This window comes from Streptomyces sp. EDA2-14 (assembly GCF_054963755.1).
On record NZ_JBUEGE010000012.1, the window covers coordinates 77,827 to 97,668 of the forward strand.

General features: G+C 70.7%; 19 protein-coding genes and 1 pseudogene. 14 read left to right on the forward strand and 6 right to left on the reverse strand.

Going from position 1 to position 19,842, the window contains the following annotated elements; all coding sequences use genetic code 11:
* Positions 1–192: 192 nt before the first annotated feature.
* From ACY34M_RS26015 to ACY34M_RS26050, 8 genes are all read left to right on the forward strand, one after another.
* Positions 193–648, forward strand: coding sequence for a hypothetical protein (locus tag ACY34M_RS26015; protein ID WP_462720934.1), 456 nt, complete (start codon positions 193–195; stop codon positions 646–648).
* A gap of 24 nt (positions 649–672) precedes the next feature.
* On the forward strand, positions 673–1,551 hold the full coding sequence (locus ACY34M_RS26020) for a TatD family hydrolase (protein ID WP_462720935.1): 879 nt from the start codon (positions 673–675) through the stop codon (positions 1,549–1,551).
* Between the two features lie 162 nt (positions 1,552–1,713).
* Positions 1,714–3,141 (forward strand): ubiquitin-like domain-containing protein, encoded by a 1,428-nt coding sequence (locus ACY34M_RS26025; RefSeq protein ID WP_462720936.1) that lies wholly within the window; start codon positions 1,714–1,716, stop codon positions 3,139–3,141.
* A gap of 59 nt (positions 3,142–3,200) precedes the next feature.
* Entirely contained in the window at positions 3,201–4,067 is an 867-nt protein-coding gene (gene rsmA / locus ACY34M_RS26030) for a 16S rRNA (adenine(1518)-N(6)/adenine(1519)-N(6))-dimethyltransferase RsmA (RefSeq protein WP_462720937.1), read from the forward strand.
* Positions 4,064–4,963 (forward strand): 4-(cytidine 5'-diphospho)-2-C-methyl-D-erythritol kinase, encoded by a 900-nt coding sequence (locus ACY34M_RS26035; protein ID WP_462720938.1) that lies wholly within the window; start codon positions 4,064–4,066, stop codon positions 4,961–4,963. The genes rsmA and ACY34M_RS26035 overlap by 4 nt, the downstream gene beginning before the upstream one ends.
* 386 nt (positions 4,964–5,349) lie before the next feature.
* The gene (locus ACY34M_RS26040; RefSeq protein WP_462720939.1) at positions 5,350–7,158 is read left to right on the forward strand and encodes an ABC-F family ATP-binding cassette domain-containing protein; all 1,809 of its coding nucleotides are present in this window, start codon (positions 5,350–5,352) and stop codon (positions 7,156–7,158) included.
* 161 nt (positions 7,159–7,319) lie between these two features.
* On the forward strand, positions 7,320–8,915 hold the full coding sequence (locus tag ACY34M_RS26045; protein ID WP_462720940.1) for an outer membrane protein assembly factor BamB family protein: 1,596 nt from the start codon (positions 7,320–7,322) through the stop codon (positions 8,913–8,915).
* A 250-nt stretch (positions 8,916–9,165) separates the two neighbouring features.
* Positions 9,166–9,855 (forward strand): helix-turn-helix transcriptional regulator, encoded by a 690-nt coding sequence (locus tag ACY34M_RS26050; protein ID WP_385760511.1) that lies wholly within the window; start codon positions 9,166–9,168, stop codon positions 9,853–9,855.
* Between the two features lie 181 nt (positions 9,856–10,036).
* Here ACY34M_RS26050 and ACY34M_RS26055 read toward each other — a convergent pair whose 3' ends face one another.
* The 3 genes from ACY34M_RS26055 to ACY34M_RS26065 form a co-directional block, all read right to left on the reverse strand.
* The gene (locus ACY34M_RS26055) at positions 10,037–10,381 is read right to left on the reverse strand and encodes a hypothetical protein (protein ID WP_462720941.1); all 345 of its coding nucleotides are present in this window, start codon (positions 10,379–10,381) and stop codon (positions 10,037–10,039) included.
* Positions 10,382–10,494: 113 nt separating this feature from the next.
* Positions 10,495–10,806, reverse strand: coding sequence for a hypothetical protein (locus ACY34M_RS26060; protein WP_462720942.1), 312 nt, complete (start codon positions 10,804–10,806; stop codon positions 10,495–10,497).
* Positions 10,807–10,823: 17 nt separating this feature from the next.
* The gene (locus ACY34M_RS26065) at positions 10,824–12,509 is read right to left on the reverse strand and encodes a sodium:solute symporter family protein (RefSeq protein ID WP_462720943.1); all 1,686 of its coding nucleotides are present in this window, start codon (positions 12,507–12,509) and stop codon (positions 10,824–10,826) included.
* A 236-nt stretch (positions 12,510–12,745) separates the two neighbouring features.
* On the opposite strand from ACY34M_RS26065, the gene galT reads away from it, so the two are divergent.
* The 3 genes from galT to galK are packed head-to-tail and all read left to right on the forward strand — an operon-like array spanning position 12,746 to position 15,981.
* Entirely contained in the window at positions 12,746–13,819 is a 1,074-nt protein-coding gene (gene galT / locus ACY34M_RS26070; RefSeq protein ID WP_462720944.1) for a galactose-1-phosphate uridylyltransferase, read from the forward strand.
* A complete protein-coding gene (gene galE, locus ACY34M_RS26075; protein ID WP_462720945.1) occupies positions 13,819–14,778 on the forward strand; it encodes a UDP-glucose 4-epimerase GalE in 960 nt (319 codons plus the stop codon). The genes galT and galE overlap by 1 nt, the downstream gene beginning before the upstream one ends.
* Before the next feature lie 39 nt (positions 14,779–14,817).
* Positions 14,818–15,981 carry a galactokinase gene (gene galK / locus ACY34M_RS26080; RefSeq protein WP_462720946.1) on the forward strand — a complete coding sequence of 388 codons (1,164 nt, stop codon included), beginning with the start codon at positions 14,818–14,820 and terminating at the stop codon, positions 15,979–15,981.
* A 3-nt stretch (positions 15,982–15,984) separates the two neighbouring features.
* Here the strand turns inward: galK and ACY34M_RS26085 are convergent, their stop codons facing one another.
* Positions 15,985–16,428, reverse strand: a complete 444-nt coding sequence (locus ACY34M_RS26085; RefSeq protein ID WP_462720947.1) for a GNAT family N-acetyltransferase — start codon at positions 16,426–16,428, stop codon at positions 15,985–15,987.
* A gap of 299 nt (positions 16,429–16,727) precedes the next feature.
* Between ACY34M_RS26085 and ACY34M_RS26090 the strand changes: the two genes are divergently transcribed.
* Positions 16,728–17,477 (forward strand): LuxR C-terminal-related transcriptional regulator, encoded by a 750-nt coding sequence (locus tag ACY34M_RS26090; protein WP_462720948.1) that lies wholly within the window; start codon positions 16,728–16,730, stop codon positions 17,475–17,477.
* A 13-nt stretch (positions 17,478–17,490) separates the two neighbouring features.
* Here the strand turns inward: ACY34M_RS26090 and tamR are convergent, their stop codons facing one another.
* Positions 17,491–17,988: a MarR family transcriptional regulator TamR gene (tamR, locus tag ACY34M_RS26095; RefSeq protein ID WP_462720949.1), complete on the reverse strand. Its 498-nt coding sequence runs from the start codon at positions 17,986–17,988 to the stop codon at positions 17,491–17,493.
* Between the two features lie 91 nt (positions 17,989–18,079).
* Between tamR and ACY34M_RS26100 the strand changes: the two genes are divergently transcribed.
* Both ACY34M_RS26100 and ACY34M_RS26105 read left to right on the forward strand, forming a co-directional pair.
* Positions 18,080–18,871, forward strand: coding sequence for a trans-aconitate 2-methyltransferase (locus ACY34M_RS26100; RefSeq protein ID WP_462721069.1), 792 nt, complete (start codon positions 18,080–18,082; stop codon positions 18,869–18,871).
* A pseudogene (locus tag ACY34M_RS26105) lies at positions 18,868–18,996 on the forward strand (glyoxalase); the annotation flags it as partial. The gene ACY34M_RS26100 and the pseudogene ACY34M_RS26105, both read left to right, overlap by 4 nt.
* 144 nt (positions 18,997–19,140) lie before the next feature.
* Here the strand turns inward: ACY34M_RS26105 and ACY34M_RS26110 are convergent.
* A complete protein-coding gene (locus ACY34M_RS26110) occupies positions 19,141–19,842 on the reverse strand; it encodes a TetR/AcrR family transcriptional regulator (protein WP_462720950.1) in 702 nt (233 codons plus the stop codon).

Consider the following 19,842-nt stretch of genomic DNA (forward strand, 5'->3'; position numbering starts at 1 on the left):
CAAAGGACTAACCTGAAAAGCAAAGCGAAGACCGCGCGTCCGGCCCGTTTCGGCAGGGAAATGCCAAATCGGATCCAATAGTCGACAGGGCTTTTGCGCTCGGCCCAGCGGAGGCGTCCACTGGTTGAAGGGGACGCACCCGTCCCCACGCTGCCGAAGGCGGCGTTTGTCCAGCGGGCAAGAGGAGCTGGCATGAGCGAGTTCGCAGTCTCCAAGACAGCCATTGGTGCACAGACACCCCCGGTTCCCCAACGCGGCGCGGCGATATCCATCGCCCACGAGTCGTATTCGTTCGCCTGCATGCGCTGCGGGCACGGCTGGGAGGAGTCCTACGAGATCGAGCACCACGTCGACGGGGAGGGTGCGGAGTTCGTGATGTACGTGGTGAAGGGCGAGCGGGTGCCGTCGCCGCTGACCCGGCCCACCTGTCTGAACTGCGGGGGCAACGTCGTCCGCATCATGCGGGCGGGGCGCGTCTCCTCGGCCCGTGACGCGCTGCAGCACCACCGCACCCCGCAGTCGGGCCCGGTCGAGGTGCCGGAGCCGGAGGCGGCGGAGCGCGTGGGCACGGCCGCCCACGCCGACCACCACCACTGGCACCTGTCGGACCTGCTGCACCCCTTCAGCCACCACAAGCGGGGCGAGTGACACCGGCTTCGTAGGATCGGGGGCATGAGCCCCAGCACCAAGGACGTCACCCCGCCGCCGCTGCCCACGCCCCTGGAGAGCGAGGTCGCCGACTCCCACACCCACCTGGACATGCAGGCGGGCACCGTGGAGGAGGCCCTCGGCAAAGCGGCGTCGGTGGGTGTGACCACGGTCGTCCAGGTGGGCTGCGACCTCGCGGGCTCGCGCTGGGCGGCCGACACGGCACGGGAGCACGCGCGCGTGCACGCGACCGTCGCCCTGCACCCCAACGAGGCGCCGCGCATCGTCCACGGCGACCCCGACGGCTGGTCCCGCCAGGGCGCGCGCGAGCCGCTGGGCGACGCCGGGCTCGACGAGGCGCTCGCCGAGATCGACCGGCTCGCCGCCCTCCCGCACGTGAAGGGCGTCGGCGAGACCGGCCTCGACTACTTCCGCACGGGCCCCGAGGGCAAGGCCGCGCAGGAGAAGTCGTTCCGCGCCCACATCGAGATCGCCAAGCGGCACGGCAAGGCGCTCGTCATCCACGACCGCGAGGCGCACGCCGATGTGCTACGCGTCCTGAAGGAAGAAGGCGCGCCCGAGCGCACCGTCTTCCACTGCTACTCCGGCGACGCGGAGATGGCCCAAATCTGCGCGGAGAACGGCTACTTCATGTCGTTCGCGGGCAACGTGACGTTCAAGAACGCGCAGCCGCTGCGCGACGCACTCGCGGTCGCCCCGCTCGAACTGGTCCTGGTCGAGACCGACGCGCCCTTCCTGACGCCCGCCCCGTACCGCGGTCGGCCTAACGCCCCGTATCTCATTCCGGTCACGCTGCGCGCCATGGCAGAGGTCAAGGGCGTCACGGAGACAGCCCTCGCGACATCGGTCTCCGCCAACACCGCGCGTGCCTTCGATTACTGAGCGATAACGGTCACGGCCGCTCGCACCCGTACACCTTCGGGCAGAGTCGCCACACAGAGTAGTCGCGGTGCTTTGGAGAGTGACCGGTGCTCCGCTAGGTTCTGCTGGCCCGATCCGCCCCTGCCCGGGGACCGGACGCCTGTGAGTGCCTGGAGCGTCGTCGTGAGCAATACGCCGCAGGAGACGTACGAGCCGTACGAGCGTTATGAGTCGTACGGGACCTACGGCTCGTACGAGCGGTACGGATCGCGGGAGCGGTACGGGCCGTACGAGTCGCACGAACGGCACGAACCGTACGAGCCGCATGAGCCGCATGAGCCGCATGAGCCGCGCGAGCCGCAGGAGTCGCACGAGCCGTACGGCGCGTACGGGGCTTACGGCGCGGAGGCCTTCGCGGCGGCGCCGACCGAGACGCGGGTGCCGCGTCCGACGCCCGCCCCCGACGCTCCGGAGGGCCGGGCCGCCGCCCGGCGCGCAGCCCGCCGGGAGAGGACGGCGCAGCGGCCCGAAGCGCTGCGCAGGCTGCTGCCGCGGGCCCTGGTCGTCGCGTTCCTCGCGGGCGGCACGGCTGCCTTCGTCGCCGACGACAAGGCCATCCACCTCAGCGTCGACGGCAAGGAACGCACCCTGCACACCTTCGCCGACGACGTCACCGAACTCCTCGCCGACGAGGGCGTGGAGGTCGGCGACCACGACGTCGTCGCGCCCGGCGAAGGGGCCGCACTGGCCAGCGGGGACGAGGTCGCGATCCGGTACGGGCGGCCCGTCCGGCTCACCCTCGACGGACAGCGCCGCGAGGTGTGGACCACGGCGCGGACCGTGCACGGGGCGCTGCGGCAGCTCGGGGTGCGGGCGGAGGGCGCGTACGTCTCGGCCTCGCGCTCCCAGAGCATCGCCCGCCACGGGCTCGCCCTCGACGTACGCACCGAACGCAGCGTCACGATCATGGCCGACGGCAACCGCCGCACCATCCGCACGAACGCGGCGACCGTGGGCGAGGCCGTGGCCGACGCCGGGGTCACGCTGCGCGGACAGGACACCACGTCGGTGCCGCAGGACAGCTTCCCGCGCGACGGACAGGTCGTCACCGTGCTGCGGGTGAAGGGCGAGAAGGAGGTCCGCGAGGAGTCGATCCCCTTCGCGACCGAGCGGACCCGTGACGCCTCGCTCTTCCAGGGCACGGAGGTCGTCACGCGGGCCGGTGAGCCCGGGACGAGACGGGTCACGTACGCGGTGCGCACCGTCAACGGGGTCAAGAAGAAGCCGCGGCGCGTGCGGGAGGAGATCGTGCGTGAGCCGCGCACGCAGGAGATCAGGGTCGGTACGAAGCCGATGCCGACGTCCGTGGCCGGGGCGGACTCCCTCAACTGGTCCGGGCTCGCCGCCTGCGAATCGGGCGGGCGGCCGGCGGCCACGGATGCGACCGGTACCTACGGCGGGCTCTACCAGTTCGACACCCAGACCTGGCAGAGCCTCGGCGGCTCGGGCCGCCCCCAGGACGCACCTGCCGAGGAGCAGACCTACCGGGCGAAGAAGCTGTACGTCAGCCGCGGGTCGACGCCGTGGCCGCACTGCGGGGGACGCCTCTGAGGAGGGCCTGAAACACCTCGCGGCGAAGGCGCCCGGTACGGCACGGCTACCCTTGAACGGTGAGCACCAGTGACCCCCAGGGCCCCCTCCTCGGCGCCGCGGACATCCGCGAACTCGCCGCGGCGCTGAACGTCCGGCCGACCAAGCAGCGCGGCCAGAACTTCGTCATCGACGCCAACACCGTCCGCCGCATCGTCCGCACCGCGGAAGTGACCGAGGACGACGCCGTCGTTGAGGTCGGCCCCGGCCTCGGCTCGCTCACCCTCGCCCTCCTCGAAGCGGCCCGCCATGTCACGGCCGTCGAGATCGACGACGTACTGGCCGCCGCCCTGCCCGCCACCGTCGCGGCCCGCATCCCGGCCAAGAAGGACGCCTTCGACCTCGTCAACATCGACGCGATGCAGGTCACCGAGCTCCCCGGCCCCGCGCCCACGGCCCTCGTCGCGAACCTCCCGTACAACGTCGCGGTCCCCGTCCTGCTCCACATGCTCGACACGTTCCCGAGCATCGAGCGGACCCTCGTGATGGTGCAGGCCGAGGTCGCCGACCGGCTCGCCGCCGGGCCCGGCTCCCGCGTCTACGGCGTCCCGTCCGTGAAGGCCAACTGGTACGCGGAGGTCAAGCTCGCCGGCCGGATCGGCCGCAACGTCTTCTGGCCCGCCCCGAACGTCGACTCCGGCCTCGTCTCCCTCGTGCGCCGCACCGAGCCGATCCCCACGACGGCCTCCAAGCAGGAGGTCTTCGCGGTCGTCGACGCCGCGTTCGCCCAGCGCCGCAAGACGCTGCGCGCGGCGCTCGCCGGGTGGGCCGGTTCGGCGCAGGCCGCCGAGCAGGCCCTGGTCGCGGCCGGCGTCTCCCCGCAGGCGCGCGGCGAGGCGCTCACCGTCCACGAGTTCGCCCGCATCGCGGAGGCCAAGCAGCAGTGACAGCGACATCGGTGACCGTACGCGTACCCGCCAAGGTCAACGTCCAGCTCGCGGTCGGCGGCGCCCGCGCGGACGGCTTCCACGACCTGGCCAACGTCTTCCTCGCCGTCGGCCTCTACGACGAGGTGACGGTGACGGAGTCCGACGCCTTCGCGCTGACCTGCACCGGTCCCGGTTCCGACCAGGTGCCCCTGAACCGTACGAACCTCGCGGCGCGCGCGGCGTACGCGCTGGCCGAGCGCCACGGGCTCGGTGAACCGGCCGTACGCATCCACATCGCCAAGGACATCCCGGTCGCCGGGGGAATGGCGGGCGGCTCCGCCGACGCGGCGGGCGCGCTCGTGGCGTGCGACGCGCTGTGGGGCACGAACGCCTCGCGGGACGAACTCCTGGACATCTGCGCCGAGCTGGGCAGCGATGTGCCGTTCAGCCTGGTCGGGGGCGCGGCCCTCGGCACCGGGCGGGGCGAGAAGCTCGAACCCCTCGACGTGGGCGGGGAATTCTGGTGGGTGTTCGCCGTTGCGGACGGCGGGCTGTCCACCCCGGCCGTCTACCGCGAGTTCGACCGCCTCAGCCCGGACGCCCCCGAGCCCGTCGCGGCGCCCGCCCTCCTGGAGGCGCTGCGCACCGGCGACGTCGACGGCCTCGCCGCCACGGTCACGAACGACCTGCAACCCGCGGCGCTGTCCCTCTTCCCGTCCCTGAAGGACACGCTTGAGGCGGGTCGGGAGGCGGGCGCTCTGGCCGCGCTCGTCTCCGGCTCGGGCCCGACCACGGCGTTCCTGACCTCGGACGAGTCCTCAGCCCGATCCGTCGCCGCGGCCCTGACCACCTCGGGCCTGTGCCACACGGCCCGCGTCGCCCCTTCCCCGGCTCCGGGCGCCACGACCCTCTGACCCCCGCTCCCTGTTACGCGGCACCGTGCGCCGCCTTGCCCACCCTGCCGCCCAAGGCGGCAGATTGCCCAAGGCGGTGCGGCACCGGCCGGTGCCGGTAAATCAAGCCCCTGCGGCGCTTGAGCAGCGGGGTCCGGGGCAGAGCCCCGATCTTTCCAGCCCCGCCGGCGCTTGAGGCGCGGGATCCGGGGCAGGGCCTCGATCTTTCAAGCCCCGCCGGCGCTTGAGCAGCGGGGCCAGGGACGGAGCCCCGATCTCCCCAGCCCCGCCGGCGATTGAGGCGCGGGGTCCGGGGCGGAGCCCCGTGGCGTGGGAACGGGTGACCGGCACCATCGGCGAGCCGACTACGCTGGAAGACTGGCCCACCCCCCCCGGAGCGGAGCGTAATGGCAGTCAATCTGGTCAACGTCGAGAACGTCTCGAAGGTCTACGGCACCCGTGCCCTCCTCGACGGCGTCTCCCTCGGCGTACAGGAAGGCGACCGGATCGGCGTCGTGGGCCGCAACGGAGACGGCAAGACCACCCTCATCCGGATGCTCGCCAAGCTGGAGGAGGCGGACACCGGCCGCGTCACCCACAGCGGCGGCCTGCACCTGGGCGTACTCACCCAGCACGACTCGCTCGACCCGCAGGCCACCGTCCGGCACGAGGTCATCGGCGACATGGCCGACCACGAGTGGGCCGGCAGCGCCAAGATCCGCGACGTACTGACGGGGCTCTTCGGCGGCCTCGACCTGCCCGGCTTCCCGCAGGGCCTGGACACCGTGATCGGCCCGCTCTCCGGCGGCGAGCGGCGCCGTATCGCCCTCGCCAAGCTGCTCATCGCCGAGCAGGACCTGATCGTGCTCGACGAGCCGACCAACCACCTCGACGTCGAGGGCATCGCCTGGCTCGCCCAGCACCTGCGGGCCCGCCGCTCCGCGCTCGTCTGCGTCACGCACGACCGCTGGTTCCTCGACCAGGTCTGCACCCGCATGTGGGACGTGCAGAAGGGCGACGTCTACGAGTACGAGGGCGGCTACTCGGACTACGTGTTCGCGCGCGCCGAGCGGGAGCGGATCGCCGCGACCGAGGAGGCCAAGCGGCAGAACCTGGTCCGCAAGGAGCTGGCCTGGCTGCGCCGCGGCGCCCCGGCCCGCACCTCCAAGCCGCGCTTCCGCGTCGAGGCGGCCAACGAGCTGATCGCCGACGTCCCGGAGCCGCGCGACAAGAGCGAGCTGATGAAGTTCGCGAACGCCCGGCTCGGCAAGACCGTCTTCGACCTGGAGGACGTGACCGTCACCGCCGGTCCGAAGGTGCTGCTCAAGCACCTGACCTGGCAGCTCGGCCCCGGCGACCGCGTCGGCCTGGTCGGCGTGAACGGCGCGGGCAAGACGTCCCTGCTGCGCGCCCTCGCCGACGCCGCCACCAGCCAGGGCGATGTGCAGCCCGCCGCGGGGAAGATCGCCGTCGGCAAGACCGTACGGCTCGCGTACCTCTCGCAGGACGTCACCGAACTCCCGCCCACACTGCGCGTACTGGAGGCCGTCCAGCAGATCCGCGACCGCGTCGACCTCGGCAAGGGCCGGGAGATGACCGCGGGCCAGCTGTGCGAGCAGTTCGGCTTCGCGAAGGACAAGCAGTGGACGCCGGTCGGCGACCTGTCCGGTGGCGAGCGCCGCCGCCTCCAGCTGCTCCGCCTGCTGATGGACGAGCCGAACGTGCTCTTCCTCGACGAGCCGACGAACGACCTGGACATCGAGACGCTGACGCAGCTGGAGGACCTGCTCGACGGCTGGCCCGGTTCGATGGTCGTGATCTCCCACGACCGGTTCTTCCTGGAGCGCACCACCGACAACACCTTCGCCCTGCTCGGCGACGCCACCCTGCGGATGCTGCCGCGCGGCGTCGACGAGTACCTGGAGCGCAGGCAGCGGATGATCGAGGCCGCGTCCCCCGCTCCCGCCGCCGCCCCGGCCGCCGCCGAGAAGGCGGGTCCCTCCGCGGCCGACACCCGCGCCGCGAAGAAGGAACTCCAGAAGATCGAGCGGCAGATGGACAAGGTCTCCGAGAAGGAGACCAAGCTGCACACGCAGATCGCGGACAACGCCACCGACTTCGAGAAGGTCGCGAAGCTGGACGCGGAGCTGCGTGATCTGGTCGCGCAGCGCGAGGAGTTGGAGATGCGCTGGCTGGAACTGGCCGAGGACGCGTGAGCGTTGCGCACCGCGGGCCGGTCCTTCCCCTGGTAAGGGGGCGGATCGGCCCGTTGCCCGTCGGAGGCGGGTGATAGAAAAGGGCCGCCGGGTCGAGAACGTGCGACCGGCTGACGGTGACTGACCTTGCCGCAACTCAACGTCCCCGAGGTACCCGGGTCATGACCCAGCCACCCCCGCCCCCACCGCCCAACGAGCCGCCCCCGTCGGACGGCTTCGGCCCGCCCCCGCCGCCGTACCCCACCCCTGGTTACGGCCGGCTGCGCGCACCGCTGCCGCCCGAGGCGCGTCCCCACCTGCCGCGACAGCCGTACGGCCGTGGCGGCGGCCGGAAGGCGCCGCCGATCGCGCTCGTCATCGGCGCCGCGGTCGTGGCCCTCGCCCTGCTCGTCGGCGGCGCCGTCCTGTACGTGTCGACGTCCGGCGGCAAGGGCTCGGAGGCCGGCTCCGCGGGTGCGGACGGCGACAAGAGCGGTGACGGCTACGAGGGTTCGGGAGACGAGCGGGCCCCGGCCGACCCGTCGGCCGGTCCCGTGCTGCGGCTGCCCGCGCCGAAGGTGGCGAAGCGGCAGGTGGACAGCGTGCAGGGGTCCTGGCTGACCGACAGCACGTACGCCAAGGCGGGCGTCGGCGAGATCGTCGGCCGGTCCGCGGCGACCGGCAAGGAGAAGTGGACCCTCCCGCTGTCGGGGCAGACGTGCGCGGGCACGGACACCGTCACCAACGACGCGCTCGCGGCCGTGGTCAGCGAGGCGGGCAGGCGGCCCGCCAACGGCGACCACAAGCCGTGCAGCCAGATCACGGTCTTCGACGTCAACACGGGGGCCAAGCTCTGGACGCAGAGTCTGGGGCAGGGCACGAACCGGCGGATCTTCGAGGAGCTGTCCATCTCGGGCAGTACGCTCGCGGTCGGCGGCGGGCTCGACGGCGGCGCCGCCTTCGACATCAAGACGGGCCGCATCCTGTGGCAGCCGGACACCGGCGAGTGCCAGGACGTCGGCTACCACGGCGGGGCGCAGCTGGTGACGGTCCGCAAGTGCGGTGCCTACGGCCGCGCGTCGTACGAGGTGCAGCTCCTGGACCCGGTGTCGGGGCGGCCCAAGTGGTCCTACCGGCTCGCCAAGGGCCTGTCCGACGTCAAGGTCCTGTCGACCAAGCCGGTCGTCTTCGGCGTGGGCACGGGAGCCAACGCGGCGGGCACCATCACCCGCGTGTACGCCATGAACGGTGCCGGGCGGCTCGCGAGCACGATCTCCATCGACCCCAAGAAGTACGACTTCGCCTGCGAGGTCGGCAAGACCGAGGGCTGCGCGAAGATCACGGTCGGCAACGGGCGCCTCTACCTCGCGACCCGGTCGCCCAGCACCGGCACCGACGCCGCTGCCGGGTCGGCCAACGAGCTCGTGTCGTACTCCCTGGAGACGGGCAGGCGCACGGGCGACCGGGTGGCCGGCGGGGATCAGGAGATCTTCCCGGTGCGCATGGACGGCGGACACGTCCTGGCGTTCAGGACGGGGGCCTTCGACAAGGGCAGCGAGATCGTCTCCATCGACCCCCGGACCATGAAGCAGCAGACACTGCTCAGGACGCCGGCCACGCCGGCCGTACGGGATCTGATCAGTGGCATGGCGCCGGGCCGGTCCAACTCCGAACTGCGCTATTCAAAGGGCCGGTTGTTCTTCGGTCAGCCATTGATCGGTGAGCCCCGCTCGAACGACGTGAAGCAGTACACGGCGGTCGGGTTCAGCACTGATTGAGAAGGCATCGGAAACAGTCCCGAACGAGCGCTTTTATACCGCTTGCTTTGCGCTCCTGTACCCCCAATCATCCCTCAATGCACTGGATTTCAGCATTCAGGGCCGCTTCTGGCCGGTAGGGGGCGCGCAACCTCGAACAAGCGTGTAGCTTCCGGGGTTGAAGAAGGACGGGGAGTCGGGGGGCTCGCCTGTCCTTGGGGGGCCCGGGGGTTCGCGGGGACAGCCGGGGTGGATTGGGGGGTAGGCCCGAATGGGAGTGCGGCTGATGGTGGTCGACGACCACCGACTGCTCGCCGAGGCGTTGGCCTCGGCGCTCAAGCTGCGCGGGCACCGGGTGCTCGCGGCGGCCGCACCGGCCGCCGGAGCAGCGGACCTGGTGATCTCGCGGGCACCCGAGGTCTGCCTGCTGGGTACGGCGACCCCGGCCGAGCCCGGCACCTTCGACCCGGTGGTCCGGATCAAGCGCGAGCGTCCGCAGGTCGCGGTGGTGGTCCTCGGGCCGGTCCCTTCCCCCAGGGGCATCGCCTCGGCCTTCGCGGCCGGTGCCTCCGGTTACGTACGGCACGACGAGCGCATAGAGGGTGTCGAGCGGGCCCTGATGAAGGCGCGGGCGGGGGAGGCGGCGGTGGCCCCGGCGCTGCTCCAGGGCGCCTTCGGCGAGTTGCTCAATCCGGCGGCCCAACCGGACGACGAGGGGCAGCGGTTGCTCCAGATGCTGACGCCGCGCGAGGTCGAGGTCCTGGTGCGGGTCGCGGACGGCGAGGACACCCGGCTGATCGCGGCGGGCATGGGCATCGCCCCGTCCACGGCCCGTACCCACGTGCAGCGCGTCCTGATGAAACTGGGCGTCGGCTCCCGGCTGGAGGCGGCCGCGCTGGCGGCCCGTACGGGATTACTGGACCGGGCCGGTCCCGTGGGTTCGCCAGAACCCGAGTCCTGAGCTACAGTTGATCTTGTTGGTCACCGCAACTCGCGGTGAACGACCGCGCGTTGGTGGTCCAAGGAAAGACGCCCCGCTTCCTGCGGGGAAATGCAGGTGCAAGGCCTGCCCAGCGCTCCAGAGACACGAGGCCCGCTCCGCTCCTGCGGAACGGGCCTCGTGCGTTGTACGCACCCGCCCCCTACGACAGCCGCCGCCCCATCTTCGCGAAGCCGCGGTTGTGCCCCTTGGTGTCCCACCACTCCTCCAGCAGGGACCGGACCAGCTGGACGAGCTGCCGCAGGCGCTCGGGCTCGGGGGCGGCCGACGTCAGGACGTCGGTGAACGACTTGTCGTCCCAGTGAAGGGTGAAGGCCCAGCGCTCCGGCGGGTGCGAGGTGCGGGTGACCGTCAGGCGGTACGTCAACAGGGCGGTTCTGTCCGGCTGATGGTCCACCGAGAAGTCGTCGACGTCGAAGCGGACCGCCCCGTCGCCCGTCGTGTACGAGCGTCCCAGTGCCCGCTCGGCCGGTGTGCCGGCTGCCATCGGTGTGCCACCTGCCTTTCGTGTGTCCACGCGCGCACCGTAACGAAGGGCCGGGGCCCGTCGCTCTCCCGAGCGGTGGGTCCCGGCCCTGGTTTCTTTCGGGGCTGGTGGTGTTACTCGGTCGGCTCGGTGGCCTCGGCGAGTTCTTCCGCCGTCGGGGGGACCGTCGGGCGGAGCTTCAGCCAGACCAGGAAGAAGACGCCGAGGAGCAGCATGCCGATGCCGGTCCACAGGTTGATGTTGATGTCCTGGGCCTTCTTCATGTCGGCGTCCGAGGCCGTGAAGCCGGCGATCGTGACGATCACGCCGTACACCACGAAAAGGCCGCCGATGATGCGTCGTACGTCGAAGAGCCGGGCCGCCGTCGCCGACTTGGCCTCCAGCTCCTTCACTTCCTCGACGTGCGGGTTCATGTCGTCGCTCATGTCGTGTACCTCGGACCTCAGAAGGAGAACGGGATGTAGCAGATGACGGCGAGGGCGATCGCACCCCAGCCCAGCAGGGCCGGCTTGCGGTACCAGGCGTCGTCACCCTCGGCCGGCGGCTCCTCCATGCCCGGCGACTTCGTGCCGTAGACGAGACCGGCCAGCTCCTCGGCGGGCTTGGACTTGGTGCAGAGCGTGACCACGAACATCACCACGGCGCCGACCACGAAGGCGACGATCGACGAGACGAAGTTGGCGCCCTGGTCGGAGGGGATCGAGATGACGCCCTGCTTGTAGAACCAGAAGTAGTTCACCATCGCGGCCACGGTGCCGGACAGGAGGCCCCAGAAACCGGCGGCGGGCGTGGTGCGCTTCCAGAACATGCCGATGATGAAGACCACGAACAGCGGGACGTTGAAGAACGAGAACAGCGTCTGCAGGTAGTTCATGATGTTGCTGAAGCTGCCCGCGATGAACGCGGTGCCCATGCCGATCAGCACACCCACGGCGGTGACGACACGGCCGGTCTGCAGGTAGTACCGGTCGCTCTGGTTCTTCTTGATGTACGCGGACCAGATGTCGTTGGTGAACACCGTGTTGAACGACGAGACGTTGGCCGCCATACCCGCCATGAACGCGGCGAGCAGACCGGTGACCGCGATGCCGAGGACACCGTTGGGCAGCAGGTCGCGCATGAGGACCGGGATGGCGTCGTTGTACTGCAGGCCGTCCGCGCCGCCCTTGCCCAGCGAGGGCTCCATGACCAGGGCGATCAGACCGGGGATCACGACGACCATCGGGATGAGGATCTTCGGGAACGCGGCGATCAGCGGGGTGCGCTTGGCGGCGGAGAGGTTCTTCGCGGACAGCGCGCGCTGCACCTCGGCGAAGTTCGTCGTCCAGTAGCCGAAGCTCATCACGAAGCCGAGGCCGAGCACGATGGTCAGCCAGTTGGCGCCGAGCGGGTTGGACTCACCGATGCCGGTGCCCTGCCAGGCGGTCATGAACGAGTCGCCGTGCGAACTGGACAGCGAGTCCGAGATGCCGTCCCAGCCGCCGACGCGCTTGAGGCCGACGATGGTCAGCGGGATGAGCGCGGCGAGGATGACGAAGAACTGCAGGACCTCGTTGTAGATCGCCGAGGAGAGCCCGCCGATCGTGATGTACGCGAGGACGAAGAGGCCCGCGATGACGATCGCGACCCACTGCGGCCAGCCGAGCAGCGCCTGGAGCACCAGGGCCATCGCGTACAGGTTGACGCCCGCGATCAGCACCGAGGAGACGGCGAAGATGATCGAGGAGAGCAGGTGGGACGAGGGCCCGAAGCGGTGCAGCAGGAACTCGGGGACCGAGCGCACCTTCGACGAGTAGTAGAACGGCATCATCACGAGGCCGAGGAAGACCATGGCCGGGATGGCGCCGATCCAGTACCAGTGGACGGTGTAGAGGCCGTACTGCGCCCCGTTGGCCGCCATGCCGAGAATCTCCGTGGCGCCCAGGTTCGCGGCGACGAACGCGAGACCGGTGACCCACGCGGGCAGGGAACGCCCGGACAGGAAGAAGTCGAGGCTGGTCTTCACGGACCGGCGAGCGGCGAAGCCGATGCCCAGGACCACGACGAAGTAGATCGCCATGATCGCGTAGTCGAGGCCGTTGGTGGGCAGTCGAAGCCCCTCGGCCAGGGTTGTTGTGGGGGACAGCATGAAGATCTCGCTTCGTTGCGCGAACTGAAACAGTCCGGAACCTACGCCTCCGACTTCAATAAGTGAACAGTTCTCATGACGTTCTTTGTTGGATTGTGATCGAGGCCTCGCCCGGAGTACTCGGGAGAGCACAGAAAGCGCACAGTTGGCCTAAGGTCGTTCCTCTTGACGCCGCTGTTGCCTTATGCTTTGTTGTGTTTGGTTCTGTTTGATTGGTGCGATGAGGAGCATCGGACGTGAAGAAGACGTCGACCCGGCTCGCCGACGGTCGTGAGCTCATCTACTACGACTCGCGCGACGACGTGGTCCGGGACGCGACCGACCGCCGCCCCCTCGACCCCACGGTCACGACGTCCGAGGTGCGCCGCGACCCGCTGCTCGGCGACTCCGTCGCCATCGCCTCGCACCGCCAGGGCCGCACGTACCACCCGCCGGCCGACGAGTGCCCGCTGTGCCCCTCCGAGGGCGAGCGGCTGAGCGAGATCCCCGACTCCTCGTACGACGTGGTGGTCTTCGAGAACCGCTTCCCCTCGCTCGCCGGGGACTCGGGCCGCTGCGAGGTCGTCTGCTTCACGTCCGACCACGACAAGTCCTTCGCGGACCTGACCGAGGAGCAGGCCGGTCTCGTCCTCGACGCGTGGACGGACCGCACCGCCGAGCTGTCCCACCTGGACTCCGTCGAGCAGGTCTTCTGCTTCGAGAACCGCGGCGCCGAGATCGGCGTCACCCTCGGCCACCCGCACGGCCAGATCTACGCCTACCCCTTCACCACGCCGCGCACGGCCCTGATGCTCCGATCGGTCGCCGAGCACAAGGAGCAGACCGGTGGCCGCAATCTCTTCGCCGACGTGGTGGAGAAGGAGCTCTCTGAGACCGGTGCCGGTTCGCGGATCGTCCTGGAGGGCGAGCACTGGGTGGCCTTCGTGCCGTACGCGGCGCACTGGCCGTACGAGGTCCACCTCTACCCCAAGCGTCAGGTCCCCGACCTGCTCGGGCTCGACGACGCTGCGCGCACAGAGTTCCCCAAGATTTATCTGGAACTCTTGAGGCGCTTCGACCGGATCTTCGGTGAGGACCAGCCGGTGACGCCGTACATCGCGGCCTGGCACCAGGCCCCGTTCGGCTCGCTGGACGAGTTCGAGGGCGTCAATCGCGACGACTTCGCGCTGCACCTCGAGCTTTTCACCGTCCGCCGCACTTCCGGCAAGCTGAAGTTTCTCGCGGGTTCCGAATCCGGCATGAGCGTGTTCATCAACGACGTGCCGCCGGAGGCCGCGGCCGAGCGACTGCGAGAGGTAGCGAGCAAGTAATGGGCAAGTACCTGGTCACGGGTGGTGCGGGATACGTCGGCTCTGTCGTCGCCCAGCACCTTCTTGAGGCGAACCACGAGGTCGTCGTCCTCGACAACCTCTCCACCGGCTTCCGCGAGGGCGTGCCCGCGGGCGCCACCTTCGTCGAGGGCGACATCCGCGACGCGGGCAAGTGGCTCGACCCCTCCTTCGACGCCGTGCTGCACTTCGCCGCGTTCTCGCAGGTCGGCGAGTCCGTCGTGAAGCCCGAGAAGTACTGGGCCAACAACGTCGGCGGCACCATGGAGCTGCTCGCCGCGATGCGCGCCGCCGACGTGCGCAAGCTGGTCTTCTCCTCGACCGCCGCCACCTACGGCGAGCCGGTGAACACCCCGATCACCGAGACCGACCCGACCGCGCCCACTTCCCCCTACGGCGCCTCGAAGCTCGCGGTCGACCACATGATCACCGGCGAGGCGAACGCGCACGGACTGGCTGCCGTATCCCTTCGGTACTTCAACGTCGCGGGCGCCTACGGCAGCTGCGGCGAGCGGCACGACCCCGAGTCCCACCTCATCCCGCTCGTCCTCCAGGTCGCGCAGGGCGGCCGCGAGGCGATCAACGTCTTCGGCGACGACTACCCGACGCCCGACGGCACCTGCATCCGCGACTACATCCACGTCGCCGACCTCGCCGAGGCCCACCTGCTCGCGGTCGACGCCGCGCAGCCGGGCGAGCACCTCATCTGCAACCTCGGCAACGGCAACGGTTTCTCCGTCCGCGAGGTCATCGAGACCGTCCGCCAGGTCACCGGGCGCCCGATCCCCGAGGTCGTCGCCCCGCGCCGCGGCGGCGACCCGGCCGTCCTGGTCGCCTCCGCCGACACCGCGCGCGAGCGCCTCGGCTGGAACCCGTCCCGCGCGGACCTCGCGGGCATCGTCGCCGACGCCTGGGAGTTCGCCCGGGCGCGCCAGCAGTAGTCACCGCAGCAGTCACTACGAGGGTCAGGTAGTCAACTCATGTCCGTCGCCGCGCAGTTCAAGGACCTGTACGGGTACGAGCCCGCCGGAGTGTGGGCGGCCCCCGGCCGCGTCAACCTCATCGGCGAGTACACCGACTTCAACGAGGGCTTCGTCATGCCGCTCGCGCTGCCGCACACCGCGGTCGCCGCGGTGGCCCGGCGCGAGGACGGCGTGCTGCGCCTGCACTCCGCCGACATCGACGCCCCGGTCGTGGAACTGCGCGTCGACGACCTGGCCCCGCTCAGCAAGTACGGCCAGGGCGGCTGGGCCGCGTACCCGGCGGGCGTCGTCTGGGCGCTGCGCGACGCGGGCCACACGGTCGGCGGCGCCGACATCCACCTCGCCTCCACGGTCCCGACCGGCGCGGGCCTCTCGTCGTCGGCCGCCCTTGAGGTCGTGACCGCGTACGCGATGAACGACCTGTACGAACTCGGGCTCACGGAGGCCGAGTTGGCGGTCCTCGCCCAGCGCGCCGAGAACGCGTTCGTCGGTGTGCCCTGCGGTGTCATGGACCAGATGGCCTCGTCCTGCGCCACCGAGGGGCACGCCCTGCACCTCGACTGCCGCGACCTCTCCGTCCGCCAGGTCCCCTTCGACCTGGCGGCCCACGGCCTCCAGCTGCTCGTCGTCGACACCCGTGTCAAGCACGAGCTGGGCGACGGGGCGTACGCGGAGCGGCGCGCGGGCTGCGAGGAGGGCGCGCGCGTCCTCGGCGTGTCCCATCTGCGCGACGTGTCGTACGCCGAACTGGGCCGGTCTGTCGCGGAGTTGGAGCTGGCCGGCGTCGACGAGAAGGTCGTCCGCTACGTCCGCCACATCGTCACCGACGACCACCGCGTCGAGCGCGTCATCGAACTGCTCGACTCCGGCGACGTCCGCGCCATCGGCCCCGTCCTCGTCCAGGGCCACGTCTCGCTCCGGGACGACCTGCGCATCTCCTGCCCCGAGCTGGACCTCGTCGTCGCCACGGCGATGACCTCCGGCGCGATCGGCGCGCGGATGACGGGCGGCGGCTTCGGCGGCTCGGCGATCGTCCTGGTCGAGTCGGACGACGCCGAGGCCGTCACGAAGTCGATCGCCGACGCCTTCGCGGAGGCCGGATTCACGGCGCCGCGGGTGTTCCCCGCGGTGCCTTCGGCGGGCGCGCGACGCGTCTCGTAGCGGCTACCCCAGCCGCTTGGTGAGCGTGAACTCCTTGATCCCCGGCGGGTAGTCGGGGATCACGGACACCACGTCGTACCCGTGCAGTCGGTAGAAGCCAGGAGCCTGGAAGTCCCACGTCTCGACGCGGGAGCTGACGCAGTCGCGCTCCTCGTGCGCGATCCGCTCCGCCTCCGCGAGCAGCCGGGAGCCGAGGCCGGTGCCGCGGTGCTGTTCGGCGACCCACAGCAGGTCCACGTGCAGCCAGTACGCCCAGGTGTACGCGTCGAGCCCCGCCGCGAGCGTGCCGTCCTCCTCCAACACCCAGACCTGGAGCGGGACATGCTGGTCGGCAGGGGTGCCGGCCAGTTCGCGCAGACCCGGTGACGTCGCCGTGTTGGTCTCCCTCAGCAGCGACCGGAGCAGGAGGCCGCGCTCCTTGTCGACTTCGGTCTCGATGCGAAACATGCGCATCACCCTAAACGGCAGGACGGTCGCCGCTCCGCCAACCGCCAATCAGTTCTGCGAATTGACTTCCCCCGGAGGCCTCCACCTCTACTCTGAGGACAGCACCGGTGGGGGCCGGTGTCGATCAGGGGGCGAGACAGCCGGGTACGACGCCCGGAGCGGGGGTGGCGGTTGCGCACCCGGCGGCGGCCGGGCGGCTGCGGCATCCCGGACTCCGGGCGCCGTACCTGCGTTGGTCCGTCCCCCGAGGTTGGGGTATCCCCTGCTCCGCACCGGAGCTCGGGGAAGGGGGTAATCACGTGGTTCGAATCCGGGTCCTGGTGGTCGACGACCACCGCATCTTCGCCGAGTCGCTCGCCGCGGCACTCGCCGCCGAGCCCGACGTCGACGTGTCGGCAGCGGGCAGCGGCCCCGCCGCGCTGCGCTGCATCGACCGGGGGGTCGCCGAGGGGCGCCGCTTCGACGTGCTGCTGATCGACGCGGACCTGGGAGCGGCATCGCTCCAGGGCATGCGCGCGCCGACGGCGGTACCCGACAGCGCCTCGCAGGACGGCCTGGTCGACGGCATCTCACTGGTGGCGGGCGTCCGTTCGGCCCAGCCCGCCGTGCGTACGGTGGTGCTCGCCGAGCGGGACGATCCGCGCCGCGCGGCGCTCGCGCTGCAGGCGGGGGCGTCCGGCTGGGTCGCCAAGGACTGCTCGCTGTCGCGTCTGCTGACCGTCATACGGGGGGTGCTGCGGGAGGAGACGCATCTGCCGCCCGCGCTGCTCACCGGCGTGCTGCGGGAGTTGACCGCGGCGCGCAAGCACCGCACCGAGTCCGAGCGGCTCGTCGAGTCCCTGACACCGCGGGAGCGCGAGGTGCTGCGCTGCATGGTGGCCGGGCTGGGCCGCAAGGCGGTGGCGGAGCGGCTGTTCCTGTCCCCGCACACCGTGCGGACCCATATGCAGAACGTGCTGGGCAAGCTCGGGGTGCACTCGACGCTCGCGGCGGTGGCGCTCGCGCGCAGGGCGGGCGTGGGCCCGGTCGACCTGGAGGCGGCCAGCTGAGCCCGGTCGGCGCCTAGCCGGGGATGTTGTCGAACGGGGCGGTCAACTGCCTCAGCAGTCCGGCCAGTTCGCCCCGCTGGGCGCGTGAGAGCTCCGCCAGGATCGCCCGCTCCTGGTCGAGCAGTCCGGAGAGCGCCTGGTCGGCGCGGTCGCGGCCCTCGTCCGTGAGGCGGACGAGGACGCCGCGGCGGTCGCTGGGGTCGGGCAGGCGCTCGACGAGACCCTTCTTGGCGAGGCGGTCGATGCGGTTGGTCATCGTGCCGGACGTCACCAGGGTCTGCGTGAGCAGCTGGCCGGGGGAGAGCTGGTACGGGGTGCCTGCGCGGCGCAGCGCCGTCAGGACGTCGAACTCCCACGGCTCCAGGTTGTGCTCGGAGAAGGCCAGGCGGCGGGCCCGGTCGAGATGGCGCGCGAGCCTGCTGACCCGACTGAGCACCTCAAGGGGCTCCACGTCGAGGTCGGGGCGCTCTCGGCGCCACGCTGAGACCAGACGGTCGACCTCGTCCTCCATGGCGATCAGTGTAGAGGGTGTGTCGACGTGAAGTCTCTTGAATTCGACTATCTTGACATCGAGATACATGCGGCGGACGCTGGAGACCATGATGCCAGCGCCCACCTGGGACCCCCAGCAGTATCTCCGCCACGCGGGCCACCGCGGTCGCCCCTTCGTCGATCTGCTCGCCCGCGTCCCCGCCCTGCCGGGGGAGCCGGCCCGCATCGCCGACCTCGGCTGCGGCCCCGGCAACGTTACGACGCTGCTCACCGAGCGCTGGCCCACAGCCCGTGTGACCGGCTACGACAACTCGCCGCAGATGTTGGAGCGGGCCCGCGCGCACGCGAGCGACCGCCTCGACTTCGCGTACGCGGACGCCGCCGACTGGGCGCCCACGGAGACGTACGACCTGATCCTGTCGAACGCGACGCTCCAGTGGGTCCCGGACCACGCCGACGCCTTCCCCCGGTGGATCGACGCGGTGGCCCCCGGTGGCACGTTCGCCTTCCAGGTCCCCGGAAACTTCGACGCGCCCAGCCACGCCCTGATGCGGGAACTGGCCGAATCGGCGCGCTGGAAGGGCCGCCTGGCGGGAGTCCTGCGGCACGGCGACGCGGTGCTCACGCCCGCCGCCTACCTGGAACGCCTGGCCGGCCTCGGCTGCGCGGTGGACGCCTGGGAAACCACGTACCTGCACCTCCTGGAGGGCCCCGACCCGGTCCTCGACTGGGTCAAGGGCACGGGCCTGCGCCCGGTCCTGACCGCGCTCGCGGACGACCCGGAGGCCCGCGACGCCTTCGTCGCCGAGTACCGCGACCTGCTCCGCGAGGCGTACCCGGCGACGGAGCACGGCACGGTGCTGCCGTTCCGCCGCATCTTCGTGGTGGCGACCCGCGCATGACGCTGCTCGGGATCGACCATGTGCAACTCGCGGCGCTGCCCGGCAGCGAGGAGATCCTGCGGTCGTTCTACGTCGACGACCTCGGCATGACCGAAACCCCCAAGCCACCCGCACTCGCGGCGCGCGACATCGACTCGTACGCGCAACGGCTGACCCGGCACGGCATCGCGATCAAGCCCCTGCAGGGGGCACCTCCCAGCGGTAGCTGGGGGAGATTGAGCAGCGGGGTCCGGGGCGGAGCCCCGTGAGTCCGGCCCCGGTGCGGCGCGTCAGTTCTTCCGGTGCCCTATGAGCCGCGGCTTCGGCTCCAGCCCATCCAGCCCGTGCCACGCCAGGTTCACCAGGTGCGCCGCGACCTCCGCCTTCTTCGGCTTGCGCGCGTCCAGCCACCACTGCCCCGTCAGCGCGACCATCCCGACCAGCGCCTGCGCGTACAGCGGCGCCAGCTTCGGGTCGAAGCCGCGGTTCTTGAACTCGCGGCCGAGGATGTCCTCCACCTGCGTGGCGATGTCCGAGATCAGGGACGCGAACGAACCCGTGGACTGCGGGATGGGGGAGTCGCGGACCAGGATGCGGAAACCGTCCGTGTACTCCTCGATGTAGTCGAGGAGCGCGAACGCCGCCTGCTCGAGGAGCTCACGCGGATGACCGGCCGTCAGCGAACCGGTCACCATGTCGAGCAGCTGACGCATCTCGCGGTCCACCACGACCGCGTACAGGCCCTCCTTGCCGCCGAAGTGCTCGTACACCACCGGCTTGGAGACCCCGGCCTTCGCCGCGATCTCCTCCACCGACGTGGCCTCGAAGCCCTTGGCGGCGAACAGGACACGACCGATCTCCAGAAGCTGCTGCCGTCGCTCCGCCCCCGTCATCCGCGTTCTGCGCGTGCGCCGAGCCTTCTCGGGCCGGTCCGGCCTGTCGCTGCTCGAATTGCTCGGGGTGCTTGAGTCGGTCGCCACGTCTCCCATCAT

Bases quoted from the DNA above. Each gene is read 5' to 3' on its own strand.
- ACY34M_RS26100 (WP_462721069.1), top strand. From the start codon at position 18,080: ATGCCAGCGCCCACCTGGGACCCCCAGCAGTATCTCCGCCACGCGGGC.
- ACY34M_RS26085 (WP_462720947.1), bottom strand. From the start codon at position 16,428: ATGTTTCGCATCGAGACCGAAGTCGACAAGGAGCGCGGCCTCCTGCTC.
- galE (WP_462720945.1), top strand. From the start codon at position 13,819: ATGGGCAAGTACCTGGTCACGGGTGGTGCGGGATACGTCGGCTCTGTC.
- ACY34M_RS26050 (WP_385760511.1), top strand. From the start codon at position 9,166: ATGGGAGTGCGGCTGATGGTGGTCGACGACCACCGACTGCTCGCCGAG.
- ACY34M_RS26060 (WP_462720942.1), bottom strand. From the start codon at position 10,806: ATGAGCGACGACATGAACCCGCACGTCGAGGAAGTGAAGGAGCTGGAG.
- ACY34M_RS26110 (WP_462720950.1), bottom strand. From the start codon at position 19,842: ATGATGGGAGACGTGGCGACCGACTCAAGCACCCCGAGCAATTCGAGC.
- ACY34M_RS26040 (WP_462720939.1), top strand. From the start codon at position 5,350: ATGGCAGTCAATCTGGTCAACGTCGAGAACGTCTCGAAGGTCTACGGC.
- ACY34M_RS26065 (WP_462720943.1), bottom strand. From the start codon at position 12,509: ATGCTGTCCCCCACAACAACCCTGGCCGAGGGGCTTCGACTGCCCACC.
- ACY34M_RS26020 (WP_462720935.1), top strand. From the start codon at position 673: ATGAGCCCCAGCACCAAGGACGTCACCCCGCCGCCGCTGCCCACGCCC.
- ACY34M_RS26055 (WP_462720941.1), bottom strand. From the start codon at position 10,381: ATGGCAGCCGGCACACCGGCCGAGCGGGCACTGGGACGCTCGTACACG.
- galK (WP_462720946.1), top strand. From the start codon at position 14,818: ATGTCCGTCGCCGCGCAGTTCAAGGACCTGTACGGGTACGAGCCCGCC.
- ACY34M_RS26015 (WP_462720934.1), top strand. From the start codon at position 193: ATGAGCGAGTTCGCAGTCTCCAAGACAGCCATTGGTGCACAGACACCC.
- tamR (WP_462720949.1), bottom strand. From the start codon at position 17,988: ATGGAGGACGAGGTCGACCGTCTGGTCTCAGCGTGGCGCCGAGAGCGC.
- ACY34M_RS26045 (WP_462720940.1), top strand. From the start codon at position 7,320: ATGACCCAGCCACCCCCGCCCCCACCGCCCAACGAGCCGCCCCCGTCG.